Source organism: Ferrimonas kyonanensis DSM 18153 (assembly GCF_000425405.1).
GTDB classification, from domain to species: domain Bacteria; phylum Pseudomonadota; class Gammaproteobacteria; order Enterobacterales; family Shewanellaceae; genus Ferrimonas; species Ferrimonas kyonanensis.
This window is the reverse complement of the sequence record NZ_KE384363.1, coordinates 355,627-373,667: the sequence shown is the minus strand read 5'-3', so window position 1 is coordinate 373,667 and position 18,041 is coordinate 355,627. Positions and strand designations below refer to the sequence as shown.

The 18,041-nt window shown below is 58.2% G+C and carries 16 protein-coding genes; 7 read left to right on the top strand and 9 right to left on the bottom strand.

The annotated features are described in order from the left end of the window. Positions 1-130 precede the first annotated feature (130 nt). The 4 genes from H598_RS0115215 to H598_RS0115200 all read left to right on the top strand — a co-directional run bounded on the left by H598_RS0115215 (position 131) and on the right by H598_RS0115200 (position 4,545). Entirely contained in the window at positions 131-376 is a 246-nt protein-coding gene (locus H598_RS0115215; RefSeq protein ID WP_028113764.1) for a chaperone NapD, read from the top strand. 19 nt (positions 377-395) lie between these two features. Continuing rightward, positions 396-2,879 carry a nitrate reductase catalytic subunit NapA gene (gene napA / locus H598_RS0115210; RefSeq protein WP_028113763.1) on the top strand — a complete coding sequence of 828 codons (2,484 nt, stop codon included), beginning with the start codon at positions 396-398 and terminating at the stop codon, positions 2,877-2,879. Positions 2,880-2,923: 44 nt separating this feature from the next. Beyond that, positions 2,924-3,298: a nitrate reductase cytochrome c-type subunit gene (locus H598_RS24585; protein ID WP_051252768.1), complete on the top strand. Its 375-nt coding sequence runs from the start codon at positions 2,924-2,926 to the stop codon at positions 3,296-3,298. Between the two features lie 62 nt (positions 3,299-3,360). Beyond that, complete coding sequence (locus tag H598_RS0115200) at positions 3,361-4,545, top strand: alginate export family protein (protein WP_028113762.1); 1,185 nt, start codon at positions 3,361-3,363, stop codon at positions 4,543-4,545. A 120-nt stretch (positions 4,546-4,665) separates the two neighbouring features. Here H598_RS0115200 and H598_RS0115195 read toward each other — a convergent pair whose 3' ends face one another. Beyond that, entirely contained in the window at positions 4,666-5,262 is a 597-nt protein-coding gene (locus H598_RS0115195) for an isochorismatase family protein (protein WP_028113761.1), read from the bottom strand. Positions 5,263-5,266: 4 nt separating this feature from the next. Further along, entirely contained in the window at positions 5,267-6,112 is an 846-nt protein-coding gene (locus H598_RS0115190) for a pirin family protein (RefSeq protein ID WP_028113760.1), read from the bottom strand. 106 nt (positions 6,113-6,218) lie between these two features. On the opposite strand from H598_RS0115190, the gene H598_RS0115185 reads away from it, so the two are divergent. After that, positions 6,219-7,100, top strand: coding sequence for a LysR family transcriptional regulator (locus H598_RS0115185; RefSeq protein ID WP_051252781.1), 882 nt, complete (start codon positions 6,219-6,221; stop codon positions 7,098-7,100). A 16-nt stretch (positions 7,101-7,116) separates the two neighbouring features. Here H598_RS0115185 and H598_RS25720 read toward each other — a convergent pair whose 3' ends face one another. The 7 genes from H598_RS25720 to purM all read right to left on the bottom strand — a co-directional run bounded on the left by H598_RS25720 (position 7,117) and on the right by purM (position 15,701). Then, the gene (locus H598_RS25720) at positions 7,117-8,628 is read right to left on the bottom strand and encodes an EAL domain-containing protein (protein WP_051252766.1); all 1,512 of its coding nucleotides are present in this window, start codon (positions 8,626-8,628) and stop codon (positions 7,117-7,119) included. Positions 8,629-8,830: 202 nt separating this feature from the next. Then, on the bottom strand, positions 8,831-10,495 hold the full coding sequence (gene asnB, locus H598_RS0115175; RefSeq protein WP_028113758.1) for an asparagine synthase B: 1,665 nt from the start codon (positions 10,493-10,495) through the stop codon (positions 8,831-8,833). A gap of 159 nt (positions 10,496-10,654) precedes the next feature. Further along, the gene (locus tag H598_RS0115170) at positions 10,655-11,395 is read right to left on the bottom strand and encodes a sporulation protein (protein ID WP_028113757.1); all 741 of its coding nucleotides are present in this window, start codon (positions 11,393-11,395) and stop codon (positions 10,655-10,657) included. Between the two features lie 84 nt (positions 11,396-11,479). Then, complete coding sequence (locus H598_RS0115165) at positions 11,480-13,069, bottom strand: M28 family metallopeptidase (protein WP_035415962.1); 1,590 nt, start codon at positions 13,067-13,069, stop codon at positions 11,480-11,482. Positions 13,070-13,241: 172 nt separating this feature from the next. After that, on the bottom strand, positions 13,242-13,988 hold the full coding sequence (locus H598_RS0115160) for an HAD-IIA family hydrolase (protein WP_028113755.1): 747 nt from the start codon (positions 13,986-13,988) through the stop codon (positions 13,242-13,244). Between the two features lie 21 nt (positions 13,989-14,009). Further along, entirely contained in the window at positions 14,010-14,654 is a 645-nt protein-coding gene (purN, locus tag H598_RS0115155; protein ID WP_028113754.1) for a phosphoribosylglycinamide formyltransferase, read from the bottom strand. Positions 14,655-14,663: 9 nt separating this feature from the next. Beyond that, positions 14,664-15,701: a phosphoribosylformylglycinamidine cyclo-ligase gene (gene purM, locus H598_RS0115150; RefSeq protein WP_028113753.1), complete on the bottom strand. Its 1,038-nt coding sequence runs from the start codon at positions 15,699-15,701 to the stop codon at positions 14,664-14,666. Positions 15,702-15,977: 276 nt separating this feature from the next. Between purM and upp the strand changes: the two genes are divergently transcribed. Together upp and H598_RS0115140 are read left to right on the top strand one after the other, a co-directional pair. Then, the gene (upp, locus tag H598_RS0115145; RefSeq protein WP_028113752.1) at positions 15,978-16,604 is read left to right on the top strand and encodes a uracil phosphoribosyltransferase; all 627 of its coding nucleotides are present in this window, start codon (positions 15,978-15,980) and stop codon (positions 16,602-16,604) included. Between the two features lie 176 nt (positions 16,605-16,780). Continuing rightward, positions 16,781-18,040, top strand: a complete 1,260-nt coding sequence (locus H598_RS0115140; protein WP_051252765.1) for a uracil-xanthine permease family protein — start codon at positions 16,781-16,783, stop codon at positions 18,038-18,040. Position 18,041 lies beyond the last annotated feature (1 nt).

Sequence of the window (18,041 nt, the reverse complement as noted above, 5' to 3'; positions counted from 1 at the left end):
CTTTCTCTTTTTGGCCAGAAATTCGACCTGTCCCCTATCTCTTAAGGAATACCCCCTAAGGGGTATGGTTACTCCAGGGTCAAAAAAACACCATCACTATTAACTTGTTGGAACCGAGTTGGTGAACACCTTGACAGAATCTATTCACATAAGCGGCCTGGTGGTCCACTGCCATAAAGAGGCACAGCCTGAGGTCGTACCGGCCCTGGCGCAGATCTCTGGCTGTGAACTGCACTCTCAGACAGAGGACGGCAAGCTGGTCGTCACTCTGGAAAGCGACAGCCAGCAAAGCACCAATGCAGCAATTGAAGCGATAGGCGCCATAGACGGAGTGATTAACACCGGCTTGGCCTATCACCGTGTAGAACAACTCTAATAATTATCAAGAGGATGATATGAGCTTGAACAGACGCGAGTTTATTAAAGCCAATGCGGCGGTGGCAGCCGCTACCGCTGCCGGCGCCATCTTGCCGGTCACCACGGTGAATGCGGCCGAAGGCAAGGATGACCTGGAGTGGGGCAAGGCGCCCTGCCGCTTCTGCGGTGTGGGCTGCTCCATTATGGTGGGTACCCGCGATAACAAGGTCATGGCGACCCGAGGCAACCCGGACAGCCCGGTCAACAAAGGCATGGCCTGTGCGAAAGGCTATTACCTGTCCAAGATCATGTACGGCAAGGATCGTCTGACTACGCCACTGCTGCGGATGAAAAATGGCCAATACGCCAAAGACGGCGAACTGACTCCGGTAAGCTGGGATCGCGCCTACGAAACCATGGCGGACAAATGGAAAGCGGCCCTGAAGAAAAAGGGCCCCAGCTCCATCGGTATGTTTGGTTCCGGTCAATGGACCGTATGGGAAGGCTATGCCGCCGTTAAGATGATGAAGGCAGGCTTCCGCTCCAACAACATCGACCCTAACGCCCGCCACTGTATGGCGTCGGCGGTGGTCGGCTTCCTGCGTGCCTTTGGCATCGATGAGCCCATGGGCTGTTACGATGACATCGAGCATGCCGATGATTTCGTGCTGTGGGGCTCGAATGCCGCCGAAGCGCACCCGGTATTGTGGAATCGCGTCACCGAGCGTCGCCTGGGTCATCCTGGCGCGCAGATTCACGCCATCTCCACTTATAAGAACCGCTGTTTTGACATCGCCGATACCGGCCTGATCTTCAAGCCTCAGACCGACTTGATTCTGCTGAACTACATTGCCAACTACATCATCGAAAACGATGCGGTAAACAAAGAGTTCGTCAACAAGCACACCAAGTTTGCCATGGCGACCACCGACATCGGTTACGGCCTGCGTCCGGATCACCCTCGTGAAAAGGCGGCCAAGAATCAGAAGTCGGCTAAGAAGATGACGCCGATGAGCTTTGAGGAATACGCCAAGTTCCTCAGCACCTACACCCTGGATTACACCGTTGAAAAGACCGGTGTCGACGCCGATGCGCTGGTGAAAATCGCCAAGGCCTACGCCGATCCTAAGCGTAAGGTGATGAGCATGTGGTGCATGGGCGCCAACCAGCACGTGCGTGGTGTTTGGGTGAACAACTCCATCTACAACATTCACCTGCTGACCGGCAAGATCTCCGAGCCCGGCAACAGCCCGTTCTCCCTGACCGGTCAGCCGTCTGCCTGTGGTACCGCCCGTGAAGTCGGCACCTTCGCCCACCGTCTGCCTGCCGACATGGTGGTAATGAAGAAGCCCCATCGCGACATTACCGAGAAGCGTTGGCAGTTGCCGGAAGGCACCATTCCGCCAAAGCCGGGTTACCACGCGGTGCTGCAGAGCCGCATGCTCAAAGATGGCAAGTTGAACTGCTACTGGACCCAGGTCACCAACAACCTGCAGGCCGGCCCCAACATCAATGAAGAGACCCTGCCAGGGTTCCTGAATCCGGAAAACTTCATTGTGGTGTCCGACTCCTACATGACCGTGACCGCTTCCATGGCCGACCTGGTACTGCCCACCGCCATGTGGGTGGAGAAAGAGGGCGCCTACGGTAACGCCGAGCGTCGTGGCCAGTACTGGCATCAGCTGGTGAAGCCGGTGCCCGGAGCCCGCTCCGACGTCCTGCAGGTGGTGGAGTTCTCCAAGTACTTCAAGATGGAAGAGGTATGGCCGGAAGAGTTGCTGGCTGCCAAGCCGGAATACCGCGGCAAGACCATGTTCGACGTGCTGTTTGGTAACGGCGTGGTGGACAAGTTCCCGGTCTCTGACTGCAAAGGCAAGTACAACGACGAGTCCAAGTCTCTGGGCTTCTACCTGCAGAAAGGCCTGTTTGAAGAGTACGCCGACTTTACTCGCGGTCACCAGCATGATTTGGGTGCCTTCGATGACTACTTCGGTGAAGGTCTGCGCTGGCCGGTGATTGATGGCAAAGAGACTCTGTGGCGCTTCAAAGAGGGCCTGGACCCTTACGTTAAGCCAGGCAGCGGCTTCGAGTTCTACGGTAAGCCAGATGGCAAGGCGATGATCATTGCCAACCCCTATGAGGGACCGGCGGAAGACCTGAGTGCCGACTACGACCTGTGGTTGTGTACCGGTCGAGTGTTGGAGCATTGGCACACCGGCACCATGACCGGGCGTGTGGATGAGCTCAATGCCGCTTACCCCAATGCCAAGGTGTACATGAGCAGCGAAGACGCCGCCAAGCGTGGCCTCAAGCGTGGCGACGAAGTGCTGGTGTCCAGCCCTCGCGGTTCACTGCGCACCCGCATCGAAACCAAGGGCCGCTACGACATGCCTGAAGGGGTGGTGTTCATGCCGTTCTGCGATGCCAAGCAGCTGGTCAACAAACTGCTGCTGGATGCCACGGATCCGATGTCGAAAGAGACCGACTTTAAGAAGTGTCCGGTTCAAATCGTCAAGGCTTAATCGAATAGGGAAGGTGCCGCCGAGCGGCACCTCTGGAGAGACCAATGAAAGCAAAAATCATAATGGTAGCAGCGGCCTTCATCGTGGCTGGCTGTCAGATGAACGCCGCCGACGCCCCTCAGAATGAGGCCAAATCCCGTCGTGGTGACACGGTAGTGAATACTCAGGTTGCTGCAGCCGAGATCGCCAACTACCCGAAAAAGGCCGTGGTTGCCGATGTGTTTGCCGGCCAGCCGCCGCTGATTCCGCACAAGGCGACTTACCCCATTAACCTCAAGCGCAATGGCTGCATGAGCTGCCACAAGCCGAAGAAGAACACGCTGCCGGTGAGCCACACCGTCGAAGGCAAGGTGAAAGGCAATCTGTACCAATGCCGCGTTTGCCACCTGCCGCAGGCCGATAACGTCGCCGCACGCTAATTACACCCCACAAGAGGGGCAGCAGAGACTGCCCCCTGGGAATGTCACAACAGGAGATGAAAATGAAACTACGCTACCTGGCAACTCTGCCTATGCTGGCTCTGTCCACCGCTGCCGTTGCCGCTGAGCCGGCGTCCCTCGCCGACGCGGTTGCCCAGAGCACGGTCAAGCTGGATGCCCGCCTGCGTTATGAAAACGTCAGCCAGGACAACGCGCTCAAAGACGCCGATGCCCTGACCCTGCGTACCCGCCTGACCATGGAAACGGCCGCTTACCAGGGATTCTCTGCCCTGGTTGAGTTTGAAGACTCCCGCGATGCCTTCGGTGTCAACGACTACAACGACAAGATTGGCAACAAGCCGGAGTACTCGGTGATTGCCGATCCAAACACCACCGAGCTGGACCAGGCGTTCCTGCGCTATCAGCGTGGCATGTTCAAGGGTACCCTGGGTCGTCAGGTTGTGACTCTGGATAACCACCGCTTCGTTGGCCACGTTGGCTGGCGTCAGGATCGTCAGACCTTTGATGGCGTCAACCTGTTGTTGACTCCGGCCAAAGACCTGACCCTGAACTACGTCTACATCAATCAGCGCAACCGCATCTTCGCCGAAGAGAAAGACGTCGATTCCCAGGATCACCTGGTTAACATCGGCTACAACACCGCCTTCGGTAAACTGAGCGCCTACGCCTACCTGCTGGAAGTGGACAACAACACCGACAACGGTCTGGACACCTACGGTGTGCGTTTTGCCGGTGGCACCAAGCTGGGTGATCTGCCGGTTAAGTACCAGTTGGAATACGCCACTCAGGAAGACGATGCGTCCGGTTACGAAGCCGACTACTACCTGATTGAAGGCGCGGCGACCTTTGCCGGCCTGACCGCCAAGCTGGGTTACGAAGTGCTGGGTTCCGACAGCGGTGACTACGGCTTCAGCACGCCTCTGGCGACGCTGCACAAGTTTAACGGCTGGGCTGACATGTTCCTGACCACCCCGAAAGAGGGTCTGGTGGACTTGTACGGTGGCGTGTCCGGTAAGGCACTGGGCGGCAAGTTCGCGGTGATCTACCACGACTTCACTGCCGATGAAGGTACCTCTGCCGATGACTTCGGTAGCGAAATCGATTTGAGCTACACCACCAAGGTGGCTAAGCACTACACCCTGGGTGTGAAGTACGCCATGTACGATGCCGGTGACATCAAAGTCGATACCGATAAGCTGTGGCTGTGGGCCAGCGCCAGCTTCTAAATCCTGGCTGGCAGCCACTGTGGCTGCCAGGTTCGGATTCAACATCCTGCAATACCCTGTAAAGACAAAGCACCGCTTCGGCGGTGCTTTTTTGATCACGTTCACCGCTGAGCGGTTAACCTATCCCCCCTGTTTGGACAACACCTCTTCAAACAGCACTTGCATCAGCTTTTGACCGTTGTCGCTGCTCCAGTCCTGAGCCAGTTCGGCGATCAACTGATTGGTGGTGGTCAGGGTGATGCCGTGGGATTCCATCCTCCTTAACGCCGTTTCGTCGGCAAGAGTGGTCGGAGAGCCGGAACCGTCGACGACGACCTGGACGTTATACCCCGCCTGTACTGCGGTGATCGCCGGGTAGACCACACAGACGTCGGTGGTGATGCCGGCAATGATCAGGTTGTTGCGACCGGTGGCGGAAACGGCATTGGCGAAATTGGCGTCCTTCATGGCGTCGACGATGCCAGCACGTTGAACTCGATTGGCGTAAGCCTCTGGGGCGGTGTCAATCAGTTCGTCAAACAGTGGCCCTTGAACTTGATCCTCTTGGCTGGAGGTCAGAATGAGCGGCATGCCGGTGACGATGGCCGATCGGGCCAGGGCGACGGTATGCCGCTTAATCTCATCCAGGGAGTTGGACTTGACCCAACCTAGGGTGCCCACTTGATGATCGATCAGCAACAGCGTCGCATTGCTTGGGGAAAATGTGTTATTTGTCATGGGATTACCTCTCTGTGGGTGGTGTGTTGTGGCGCAAAGCCTGTAGTAAGCGTTGTACTTCATTGGTGCCAGCCAGCAGGTTTTCCTGACTGGAGTGAATTGAGGCGCCGCTGCTGATTATCGGCTGTGTCAGCGGTTGCCCGCTGATCAACAGAAACTCGGCGGCCACGTCGGTGGCCTCGATTTCAATGTGCTCACTGCCTGCGCGGAATACGCCCAGTTGACCGGACTTGAGTTGCGCATCGCCGACCAACAGACGGCCGGATCGGCAAAACACAAACGCGGTGGCGTGTAGCTCCGGACTTTGGTGTGTCCAGCGGGCGCCTGCGTCAATGGCGATATGAAGGTAGGTCATATCGATGCAGTGCTGAATTGGGCTGCGCTGCCGTTGATGCTCTCCTATCAGCACTCGAGTGGTGGAGCCTGAATCAGTGACCACGGGTAAGGCCGATTTTTGAGCCGTTGCGTAGGTCACGGAACCCATCTCGGCACTCTGTTGTGGCAGCAGGGTCCAAAGCTGGAATGCTTCTGCGTGGCCTTGCTGTGGATGCACGACCTCTTTATGAATCACGCCTTTTCCTGCACTCATGATCTGGATGCCACCGGCAAACAGATGGCCGCTGTGACCACTGCTGTCGGTGTGCTCGATGTCACCTACCAGTGGGTAGCTGATGGCGGCAACACCGGAGTGGCCGTGAAACCCAAACTCTGCGGTTTCGATGGTATTGGTAATCATGAAATGATCCCACAACACGAAGGGATTCAACTGGGTGAGGGTGCTGGGCGAGATGTAATGGGCGACCGGAGGATGAGTCTGGCCTGAACGAATCTGTTGCAGTTGACGGCTCATGGAGGTAGCTCTTTGTACGGGTAATGACCACAGTGTAGAGAGCAAATGATTATATGATTAGATGGTATAATTGAACTTCTCTATCCCATATTTGAAGGTAAATGTGGTGAACCTCAATGATGTGAATGTGTTTGTGCGGGTGGTTGAAGCGGGCAGCTTTGTGGGGGCCGGAAAACTGCTGTCCATGCCGCCTACCACGGTAAGCCGCAAAGTACAGCAGTTGGAGGCCAATTTGGGCGTGCGTCTGCTGAATCGTAGCACCCGGAAGTTGTCGCTAACCGATGCCGGAGAGCAGTATTTTTGTCATTGTCATCAGCACATGCTGGGCATTGAGGAGGCCAACCAATGGGTCAGTCAGGCACAGACATACCCCAAGGGCCGGTTGCGAATAACCGCACCGCTGGATTTTGCCGTTATGTATGTTCAACCCTGGATCAACGCGTTCCTGATGAGATACCCCGAGGTTGATATTGAGCTGAAACTTACCGACCATCAGGTGGACTTGATTGAAGAGCGGATTGATGTGGCGTTTCGGTCCGGTGTACTGAGTGACTCCAGTTTGGTGGCCAGACGGCTGCTCCCTAAGATCAGTGTGTGTTGTGCCAGCCACGATTATCTGGCTCGCCATGGTGCTCCTGTCCATCCCCGGCAACTGACGGATCATCAATGTGTGTTATGGGGCAATGCCGTTCAGGGGCAAAGCTGGCACTTTCGATCGGAACAGCAACAGTTGGATGTGCCGGTTCGAGGGCGGTACGCCGCGGACGCCACTCAGCTTCTGATTGAAGCCGCCGTGGCCGGAGTGGGGATCGCCAAGCTGCCAAGGCCTCTGGTTGAGCCTTATGTTGAACGGCAGCAACTGAGGGTGTTGTTTCCCGAGTTTGAGATCCCCTCAGGCAATATGTACGTGGTGTATCAGTCTCACCGCTACTTAAGCCAGTGTGTCCGTCAGTTCATTGACTTTGTGCTGCAGCAGTTGCCGGATTGACAGTTACGGCAATGGCTTAGTCTTCGGCGGCGAAAATGTGACCAGTGCGCTTTGGTTTGGAGTACAGGAACCCTTGTTGATGGATGACGCCACGGCTGAGCAGGTACTGGCGTTGCTGCTCGGTCTCCACCCCTTCGGCGATGATGCCGATGCCCATGGTGTTGGCCAGCTGAATGATGGAGTCCAGCACCGGGCCCTGAATGGCGTCGCTGTGAATGGTATGCACGTAGCTCTTGTCGATCTTGATGTAATCCGGGGCAAACAGCTTCAGGCAGGCGATGCCGTTATGGCCGGTACCAAAATCGTCGAAGGCCAGCTTGATCCCCGCCTGCTTGAGTTCCATCAGGGTGGCCAGCAGGCTGGGGTTGTCGTAGTCCAGCGCCTCACGTTCGGTGATCTCAATCATCAGTTGCTGTGGCAGGATGCCGAGCCGGTTGGTTAATTCGAGAATGAAACTGGCGGGATCCCTGAGGCTGTGGGTCAGTTGGTTGGCCGACAGGTTGATGCTCAGGTAGCAATCGCTGGGGAGCTGTCGTTGCACCTGGCTGGTGAGTTCTTGCAGCAATTGATCCAGGCGCCCGAAGCGCTCCATCATCGGAATGAAGGTGTCCGGGGTGATAGGGCCCATGGTGGGGTGCTGCCAGCGGGCCATCAATTCATAGCCCACAGGCTGGCGGGTGCCGGCGTCGACAATGGGTTGCAGCACCGGATAGATTTCATTGCGACGATAGGCGAGGTTCAAATCGTCCAGAAACACTCCCTTGTGACTGCGTCGATACACCAACATCGCCGGCATGCTCATCCCCAGCAGCAGCATCAGGGGAACCCCGTAGATGACCCACTCCATCCAGATGGCGTGCAGGGGCTGGGGCACATAGTTGATGTCGGCGCGGACATTACCAATGCTCAACTGGCGCTGCATGGTCAGCAGGGGCTGACCATCGATGCTGTCTTGCTGATACAGCAATCGGTTGTCCACGTACAGGGACAGTTGCGCCTGAAGCCGTTGGTAGTGGTAGGAGAACAGCCGCTCAAGCAGGTGGACGGTTTTGGCCACTCCGATCAGGTAGGTTCCCGGCGCCAGCTGGGCGATAAACACCTGGTGAGGCACCAGGGCGCGGTCGTCGCTGCCGATCCAGATCGGCCCGCTCTGGCTGTCGAGGAGTTCGCCGATGAACATCGGTGACAGCGGGTTATTGGCGGCGCGGCAATAGCCGGCTTCGTCGCTGAGGTAGGCCAGGTAGTCGAAGGCATTGGAGCGGATGGCGGCCTGGGTCAGGCGGTACTGGGCGTCTTTATCACAGCGGTTGGGGACGATCTCCCGGCTGAGGGTGTCGAGCTCGCCAGAGGCGCGGCGGTAGTAGTCCTGAGTGGACAGCACTATGCTCTCCAGTCGAGTGTCCAGCCCGTTGGAGATCGAATGCCAGCATGCCAGGCTGATGCCGAGCAGGCTCAAAATTTGTATCAGAATAAACCATTGCCATCCGTGGCGAATGTAGCGTCCCAGCTGCCATAGTCGTTGAATCATTGTTGTTACTGGCGCGCACTGGTGGTAAGGACCCAAAATGTGTCGAAAAGGTAACAAAAATGACATCGAAAGAGAATTGTTCGAACCCGATTTATTGCTGCGCCTGAGGCTGTGCTGCGGCGCTGTGGGAGGGCTTCGAAGTTATCGGTTTGGTTTTACTTAAAAAAAACCGAAAGCCGTGGCGGCTTTCGGTGTGTGGGAATCAATAGGCGTCGTTGTGGACATTGGCCACGGCGCGCCCGGAGGGGTCGGCCAAGCCCTGCAGGCTCTTGTCCCAGGCCAGCGCTTCTGGAGTGGAGCAGGCCACCGATTTACCGCCGGGCACACAGTTGGCACAGGCGTCGCCGGGGAAGTGCTGTTCAAACAGGGTGCGGTAGAAGTAGCCCTCTTTGGTGTCCGGGGTATTGATGGGGAAGCGGTAGTGGGCGTTGTCCAACTCCTGATCGCTGACCTGCTCGGCGGCATAGGCTTTGAGGGTGTCGATCCAGGAGTAGCCAACACCGTCGCTGAACTGCTCTTTCTGGCGCCAGGCCACCGATTCCGGCAGGTAGTGGGCAAACGCCTCCCTGAGTACCTGCTTTTCGATGCGACCCTCGGTAATGGTTTTGATTGCCGGATTCATGCGCATCGCTACGTCGACAAACTCCTTGTCCAGGAACGGCACCCGGGCTTCGATGCCCCAGGCGGCCATGGCCTTGTTGGCCCGCAGGCAGTCAAACTGGTGCAGTTTTCCCACTTTGCGCACCAGCTCTTCGTGGAAGGCCTGGGCGTTCGGCGCCTTGTGGAAATAGAGATAACCACCAAACAGTTCGTCGGCACCTTCGCCGGACAGCACCATTTTGATGCCCATCGCTTTAATTTTCCTGGCCATCAGGTACATGGGCGTGGAAGCGCGGATGGTGGTGACGTCGTAGGTTTCCAGGTGGTAGATGACGTCGGTCAGGGCATCGATGCCATCCTGAATGGTAAAGGTCACCTGGTGATGGACGGTGCCAATGTGAGCCGCCACTTCGGCGGCGGCCTTGAGATCCGGCGAGCCCTCCAGGCCAACGGCGAAGGAGTGCAGCTGCGGCCACCAGGCGGGGCTGGATTCATCCTCTTCGATGCGACGGGCGGCGTACTTTTTTGCCAGCGCCGAGGTGATGGAGGAGTCGAGGCCACCGGACAGCAGCACCCCGTAGGGCACGTCCGACATCAGCTGACGTTTGACCGAGTCCTCCAGCCCCTGTCGCAGGGCGGTGACGTCGGCGGGGTTGTCGGCCACTTCGGCAAAGGCCTTCCAGTCGCGCTGATAATAGTCGCGGGGGCCTGTCAGCCAACTGGCCAGGTAGCGACCGGGAAGAAACTCGTCAATCTGGCGGCACTGGGGTACCAGGGCTTTCATCTCTGAAGCCACATAGAAGTTGCCTGAGGCGTCGAAGCCGGTGTACAGCGGAATGATGCCGATGTGGTCGCGGCCAATCAGGTAGCGCTGCTGGGCTTTGTCCCACAATACAAAGGCAAAGATGCCATTGAGGCGATCCAGAAACTGCTCTCCGTATTTCTGATACAGGGCCAGGATCACTTCGCAGTCGGAGCCGGTTTGAAACTCGTACTCGTCGGCCAGCTGTTGGCGAAGCTCGCGGTGGTTGTAGATCTCCCCATTGACTGCCAGCACCAGGTTACCGTCTTTGCTGTACAGCGGTTGGGCGCCGTTATCGATGTCGACAATGGCCAGCCGTTCGTGAACCAGGATCGCCTGATCGTCGCAATAGATGCCAGACCAATCCGGGCCGCGGTGGCGCATCTTCTTGGATTGGGTCAGGGCCAGGGCGCGAAGCTCGCTGGCGGGGGACTTTAGGTCCAGGATGCCGAAAATACTGCACATGGTGAGGGTCACTCCTTCTGCGGCGGGATTGGGGACAGTCTGTTCACATTGCCAGCAATTGCGGAGTTTGCCAACCGGCAACCGCCATAGCATTCGCAGATGAATAGATAACCAAAAAAAACGCCCGCTTAAGCGGGCGTTGTGGCAGCTGGACTGGGTTTAGCCGATGGCGCGTTTCAGCTGCTCCATCAGACTGGCGACCGGCGTGGCGGCGTCCCAGGACAGACTGCGGTAGCTGTCGCCGCGGAAACTGCGATCCACTTCGATCAGGGCGTGCATCTGTTGGCCCTGAGGCACAAAGGAGATCTCTACCTCTTTAACCCCGAACAGGCTGAGGCCGGAAGGCACGAACTCCAGCTCTTGATAGGCGCCGCTGACGCTGCTGAAGCCCTGACCGTTGAGATGGCCCCGCTCTACGTCGACTTTTTGCAGCCGGTAGCCACTCTGCTCCATGGCATCCAGCAGGGTTTGCATTGCCGGCACGGGCTCCACCAGCAGCATGTCTTTGTCGCTGGGATCGATGGCCATGTCCACTTCCAGTCCGGTCTGCAACCATACTCGGCTGCGGTTGCGGCGGCCGCCGATGCCCGTCAGCGGCGTTTCCGGGTGCAGGTTGGCCTGGAATGGCAGTTCATAGGTGGCACCGGCTTCGATGGTCATGGTGTCACTGAGTGACCAGCTGTCCAGCGCCATATGTTGATAGGTGGTGTGATCGTCCACTTCGGTTTTGACTTCGGTCATCAGCGTCAGGGTCAGGCCGGAGATCTGCTGGTCGACGTCGCCCCCCTGAATCACGATGGTGGCGGAGAAGGGCTGGCCGGGCATCAGCACCGCATCGTCCAGTTGGGTGTCGACTTTGGCCGCGCCAATGCCGACGGAGGCCAGGAGTTTTTTAAACATAATGTGTCCTTATCGTGAGCCGTTCATCGACCGCAGATGCTCAAGCTGCGCAGGCGCCGCCCTGAGCAGGCTGTGGTAGATAGCCTAACTGGCTGGTCGCAATGAGTAAAATTCGCTTTCTGGTTTGAAGCCTGGCCATTGGTCGCTGTTGGCCAGGGCCGCTCCCGCCCGATAGAACACCTCGATGTCCTCGAGGGCACCAGACAGGTTCCAGTTGTCTCGGTAGATGTCGCAGCTGTTGTGGTAGCAACCTTTCATCTCCTGCTTCATCTGCTTGCGGTAGGCTGCCAGTGCCTCGGTTTTGGGGGTGCTGCCACCACCGGCAAACACCGCCGGCACGCCGCGCTTAACGAAGGAGAAGTGATCCGAGCGGAAAAAACCGCCGGCACCGGGGTGGGACTCGGCAGTCAGGGTTCGCTGTTGAACCCGCGCGGCGTCACCCAGATAGTCGTCCAGTTGCGACTGGCCCAGGCCGATGACGGTGAATTCCTTAACAGCACCATAGACGTTGGTGGAGTCCAGGTTGAACACACCGGCAGTTTTGTCCAGAGCGGTGGTGGGGTTGTCGACGTAGTAACGGGATCCCAGCAGGCCCTGCTCCTCACCGGTGACGGCAATAAACTGGACACTGCGCTTGGGGGGCGTCGGTGCGCTGGCAAACTGGCGGGCAATCTCGAGGATGCCGGCCACGCCGGTGGCGTTGTCCAGGGCGCCGTTGTAGATCTCGCCATTGTGCATGCCGATGTGATCCCAGTGGGCGGTGTAGCTGACGGTCTCTTGCGGCCGTTGGCTACCGGGCAGCACCGCGACCACATTGTGGCTGGTGGCGTAGGCCACGCTTTGCTGGTAGCGGGCGTGGGCCACGGCATTTAGGCTCAGGTGTCCGGGTTGCTGAGTGGCGCGGGCGGAGAGGGCATCCAGGTCGTAGCCCTCGGCCTCGAGCAGCTGTTGTGCCACCGACTTTTGAATCCACCCCTCCAGGTTGGGGTGGGGATCGCGGCTGTCGGCCAGATCCAGCTGGGGGCCGGTCCAGCTGTTGGCCACTACGCGCCAGGGGTAGGAGGCCGGTTCGGTATCGTGAATGATCAGGGCGGCCTTGGCCCCTTGACGTCCGGCTTCGGCAAATTTGTAATCCCAGCGACCGTAATAGGTCATGGTGCTGCCCTTAAATCGGGCCGGATCCTGGGTGGCAAAGCCAGGGTCGTTGACCAGAATCAGCACGGTTTTGCCACGGACATCGACATCCTGATAGTCGTTCCAGCCGTATTCCGGCGCATTGATGCCGTAGCCGACAAACACCAACTGGCTGGCATCCAGAGTCTGGGACGGCGCGTCGTGAAAGCTGTTGAGTACTGCATCTTCTGGAATCGACAGCGCCTGATTGCCAAGGCTCAGTTCGGTGCCGGTGCCGGCGGTGTAGGTCACCATAGGCACAGGCTGAAGGTAGGAGTCGCCATTGCCCGGCTTCAGGCCCATGGCCTTGAATTGTTTCTCCAGGTAGGCCAGGGTCAGGGTTTCCCCCTCGGTGGTGGGCAGTCGCCCCTGGTAGCGATCCGAAGACAGCTCTTTGATGTCGGCGCGAAAGCGGGTTTCATCGATACCATGTGGTGTGGGTGGCATCGGAGCGCAGCCGGCACAGAGCAGGGCGGTGGCAAGCCATGGAAGCAGTTTCATTGTGAGTCCTTGTGTATTGAGGCTGAATCTTCTGTTCAGTTTTCGGGGCATGGAATGCGTCCCGATGCCATCATTGCCTGTCGTTCCAGCTCAGGCAAGCGCGAATTGTAAGCGGGTATTCGAGGCGTAAAAAAAGGGTGGCATGGCCACCCTGTTGTGATGGTGTTCCAGGTTACAGCACGTCGATCTCTTCCACACAGGGGAAGATGTGGTTGGGGCGGAACGGGTGCTTGTCGAGCTCTTCGATGTGGGTGACGCCGGACAGCACCAGAATGGTTTCCAGTCCCGCCTGTACTCCGGCCAAAATGTCGGTGTTGAGGTTGTCACCGATGATCACCGTATCGCCGGAGTGACTGCCGAGGTGATCCAGGGCGCTGCGGATGATCCAGGACGAAGGTTTGCCCACATAGAACGGCCGTTTGCCGGTAATCCGTTCGATGGGGGCACACAGAGCGGCACACGCCGGGCTGTAGGAGGGGCCGTGGGTGTCCGGGTTGGTGGCAATGAAACGGGCGCCGTTGGCAATGAAGCTGGCGGCGCGGTGAATCATGTCCCAGTTAAACGAGCGGGTCTCTCCGACCACCACGAAATCCGGATTGATGTCGGTGATGGTGAAGCCGGCCTGATACAGCTCGTGGGTCAGCGCCCCTTCGCCGATGACGTAGGCTTTGTTGCCCTGTTGGTGGCGCAGAAAGTGAGCGGTGGCCATGGCGGAGGTGAAAAACGCGCTCTCTGGCAGTGTGATGCCGGCGGAGCCCAGGCGGTTGGCCAGGTCCTTGGCGGTCTGGGCCGGGTTGTTGGTCAACAGCACCAGCGGATTGCCTTGCTCTTCCAGTCGCTTAATGAAGCGGTCGGAGCCGGGGATCAACTGGTTGTCGTGCATCAGCACGCCATCGATATCACAGATAACGCTTTTCAGGTGGGTCGCCATGGTGTGGGCTTACTCCTCGCTTGCGTACCCTTGCAGGGGCAACGCTGTTCCATCCAGACAGGCTTGGTTGTCGCTCATGGACAGCCGGCCTTCGCAAAACCATTTTACCACCAACGGGTAGATGCGGTGCTCCTGGGTGTGCACTCGCTCCGCCAGGGTGGACTCGGAATCATCCTCGAACACCGGTACCTTGGCTTGCAGGATCACCGGTCCGCCATCGAGTTCCTCGGTAACGAAATGGACGCTGCAGCCGTGTTCTTGGTCACCGTTGTCCAGTGCCCGCTGGTGGGTGTTCAGGCCCGGGTAGCGTGGCAACAGGGACGGATGGATGTTGACCATCCTGCCCTGAAACTGTTGCACGAAGCCCGGGCTCAGAATGCGCATGTATCCCGCCAGTACCACCAAATCCGCTTGCATCCGTTCCACTTCCGCCGCCAGTCGCCGGTCGTAATCGGCTCGGGCTTCACCGGGCTCTGGCGTCAGCGCCACCGCCTCGATGCCGGCGTTACGGGCACGGGTCAGGCCGAAGGCATCGGCCTTGTTGCTGAGTACGCCCACCACCTGGCCGGGGAAGGGGGCAGTGGCGCAGGCGTCGATGATCGCCTGCAGGTTGCTGCCGCTGCCGGAGATCACCACTACGATTCGTTGGGTCATGATCGGGCCTTACTCAATGATGACTTGTGGCTCGTCGCCATCACGGGCGGCGATGGAACCGATGACCCAGGCGGTTTCGCCGTGCTGGTTCAGTAGGGCCACAGCGGCGTCGGCCTGCTCCGCCGGTAGGGCGATGACCAGTCCGACACCACAGTTGAAGGTGCGGTACATTTCGTGCTGTTCGATGTTGCCCACCTGCTGCAACCAGTTGAACACCGACGGCCACTGCCAGCTGTTGCCGTCGATCACCGCTTTGGCATCGTCGGGCAGCACTCGGGGAATGTTTTCCCAGAAGCCACCGCCGGTGATGTGCGAGATGGCATGAACCGAGTGGGATTCCAGCAAGGCCAAGGTGGATTTGACGTAGATGCGGGTGGGCGCCAGCAGGGCGTCGATCAGCGGGGCGCCGTCCAGGGTTTCACCGCGGGGATCGTCAATGCGTTCCAGCACCTTTCGAATCAGTGAGTAGCCATTGGAGTGGGGGCCGCTGGAGCCCAGGGCAATCAGTGCGTCACCGGGGGCCACTTTGCTGCCGTCGATGACATCGGCTTCCTCGACCACGCCGACACAGAATCCGGCCAGATCGTAGTCTTCGCCGTCGTACATGCCCGGCATTTCGGCGGTTTCGCCGCCAATCAGGGCGCAACCGGCCAACTCACAACCGTCGGCAATGCCACTGACCACCTGAGTGGCGGTATCGACCGACAGCTTGCCGGTGGCGTAGTAATCCAGGAAAAACAGCGGTTCGGCACCCTGAACGATCAGGTCATTGACGCACATGGCCACCAGATCAATACCGACAGTACCGTGTCCTTGATAATCCATGGCCAGACGCAGCTTGGTGCCGACGCCGTCGGTGCCTGAGACCAGCAGGGGTTTTTTGTATTTTTCCGGCAGGCTGCACAGGGCGCCGAAGCCGCCCAGGCCACCACGGACTTCCGGACGATGGGTGCGTTTTACTGCGGATTTGATGTTATCAACCAGGGCGTTACCGGCGTCAATATCAACACCAGCATCTTTATAACTCAGGGAATCGGGGTTATTCACAGAGGCCTCATTGTTTTTTTGTAGGTTTTTTATAGCTATCGCCGTTGTCGACGTTTGATGTTCTGGCGCGCATTTTACCAGCTGCTGCCTTTGTGCCCAAGTTTTTATGATCCCAGTCACGTCGGTGGCCGCAGGCAAAAAAAAACGCGGTATTTTTCGGGTTAATTGTGCCGAATGTCACGGATTTGTCATGCGGGTTGAGGTGGGGCTTTTCAGGTTGGAGTTTTGCCGCTATGATTCCGCTGTTTACCTGTCGATCACTGTCCGGAGAAAAGAATGAAAGTCACTGAGGTCAAGCACCCGCTGATTCAACATAAATTGGGTTTGATGCGCGCTGCTGATGTAAGCACCAAGCGTTTCCGCGAGCTGGCGAAAGAGGTTGCCGCTCTGCTGACCTACGAAGCGACTTCCGGGTTTGAGATGGAAACCGTCGAAATTGACGGTTGGAATGGCCCTATCAGCGTTAACCAGATTAAGGGTAAGAAAGTGACCGTGGTGCCTATTTTGCGTGCCGGTCTGGGAATGATGGACGGTGTGCTGGAGCACATCCCTGCGGCCAAGGTGTCTGTGGTAGGCATCTACCGTGACGAAGAGACGCTGGAGCCGGTTCCTTACTTCGAGAAGCTGGTGTCCAACATCGAGGAGCGTATTGCCCTGGTGGTGGATCCGATGCTGGCGACCGGTGGCTCCATGAATGCCACTCTGGATCTGCTGAAGAAGCGTGGTTGTCAGCAGATTAAAGTGCTGGTCCTGGTGGCGGCCCCTGAAGGCCTGAAAGCCGTTGAAGAAGCGCACCCTGAGATTGAGTTGTACACCGCATCTGTGGACGACTGCCTCAACGAAAAGGGCTACATTCTCCCGGGACTGGGAGACGCCGGAGACAAGATCTTCGGTACCAAGTAATTCCAATGACGGCGCCGATGGCGCCGTTTTTTTAGACCCAGAACAACATCGATTTTGGGCTGCCACCTGGCGGTAGTACCAAAGCGTACCCTAACAACCCGACATCACATCCACCCATCTGCTCGCTAGATGGGGCGATGAAGTGCGGGTAATAACATGATAATAATGAGGTTTGTATGCAGCAGCAGGCTGTTTCTTCGGGAGAGACCCCGGTACCGGCAACCTGGCGACAGGTGGTGGCGGGTACTCAGATGCTATTCGTGGCGTTCGGCGCCCTGGTATTGGTGCCCCTGTTAACCGGACTGGACGTGAACGTCGCCCTGTTTACCGCGGGCATTGGTACCCTGTTGTTTCAATTGGTGACCAAGCGCCAGGTTCCGGTGTTTCTGGCATCGTCGTTTGCCTTTATTGCGCCCATCTCTTACGGCGTCAGCCAGTGGGGGGTGTCGGCGACCATGGGCGGCCTGATGGCGGCCGGTCTGGTGTACGTGCTGCTGTCTCAGGTGGCGCGAGTGGGGGGCATGAAAGCGATTCAGAAGCTGTTGCCGCCCGTGGTGGTGGGACCGGTGATCATGGTGATCGGTCTGACCCTGGCCCCGGTTGCGGTCAACATGGCCCTGGGCAAGCAGGGGGACGTTCAGGCCTACGATACCAGCCTGGCGCTGATGATCGCCCTGCCGACCCTGTTCACCGCCCTGATTGTGGCGGTTATGGGCAAGGGGATGCTGCGGTTGCTGCCAATCATGTCGGCGGTGCTGGTGGGCTACACCCTGTCCTATTTTGCCGGCATCCTGGATTTCAGTGCCGTGGCGGCCGCCCCCTGGTTTGCCTTGCCCAGCTTTACCGCCCCCAGTTTCCACTGGGAAGCGATCCTGTTTCTGATTCCGGTGGCAGTGGCGCCAGCGGTGGAGCACATCGGCGACATGCTGGCCATCAGCAACGTGACCGGTAAGGATTACGTCAAGAAACCTGGCTTGCATCGCACTCTGCTAGGGGATGGCGTGGCTACTATGGCCGCAGCCAGCTTTGGCGGGCCACCAAACACCACCTATTCTGAGGTGACCGGCGCGGTGATGCTGACCCGCAACTACGATCCCAAGGTGATGACCTGGGCGGCGGTCTCGGCGGTGGTACTGTCTCTGGTCGGCAAGTTCGGTGCCATACTGGCAACCATCCCCACCGTGGTGATGGGCGGCATCATGATTTTGCTGTTTGGTTCCATTGCGGCGGTTGGCATGAGCAGCTTGATCACCAACAAGGTGGACGTGGCCGAACCTCGCAACCTGGTGATCGTGGCCGTGACCCTGGTGTTTGGTATCGGTGGCATGACCATCAACATGGGCGAATTTACCCTGCAGGGCATCGCCCTGTGTGCGGTGGTGTCCATCCTGCTCAACCTGCTGTTGCCCAAGGATCTGGGCCACCTGCAACATTAAT

Coding starts and splice junctions, on each gene's coding strand:
- asnB (WP_028113758.1), bottom strand. CDS start 10,495: ATGTGCAGTATTTTCGGCATCCTGGACCTAAAGTCCCCCGCCAGCGAG.
- purN (WP_028113754.1), bottom strand. CDS start 14,654: ATGACCCAACGAATCGTAGTGGTGATCTCCGGCAGCGGCAGCAACCTG.
- napA (WP_028113763.1), top strand. CDS start 396: ATGAGCTTGAACAGACGCGAGTTTATTAAAGCCAATGCGGCGGTGGCA.
- H598_RS0115170 (WP_028113757.1), bottom strand. CDS start 11,395: ATGTTTAAAAAACTCCTGGCCTCCGTCGGCATTGGCGCGGCCAAAGTC.
- H598_RS0115200 (WP_028113762.1), top strand. CDS start 3,361: ATGAAACTACGCTACCTGGCAACTCTGCCTATGCTGGCTCTGTCCACC.
- H598_RS25720 (WP_051252766.1), bottom strand. CDS start 8,628: ATGATTCAACGACTATGGCAGCTGGGACGCTACATTCGCCACGGATGG.
- H598_RS0115190 (WP_028113760.1), bottom strand. CDS start 6,112: ATGAGCCGTCAACTGCAACAGATTCGTTCAGGCCAGACTCATCCTCCG.
- H598_RS0115165 (WP_035415962.1), bottom strand. CDS start 13,069: ATGAAACTGCTTCCATGGCTTGCCACCGCCCTGCTCTGTGCCGGCTGC.
- H598_RS24585 (WP_051252768.1), top strand. CDS start 2,924: ATGAAAGCAAAAATCATAATGGTAGCAGCGGCCTTCATCGTGGCTGGC.
- upp (WP_028113752.1), top strand. CDS start 15,978: ATGAAAGTCACTGAGGTCAAGCACCCGCTGATTCAACATAAATTGGGT.
- H598_RS0115140 (WP_051252765.1), top strand. CDS start 16,781: ATGCAGCAGCAGGCTGTTTCTTCGGGAGAGACCCCGGTACCGGCAACC.
- H598_RS0115195 (WP_028113761.1), bottom strand. CDS start 5,262: ATGACAAATAACACATTTTCCCCAAGCAATGCGACGCTGTTGCTGATC.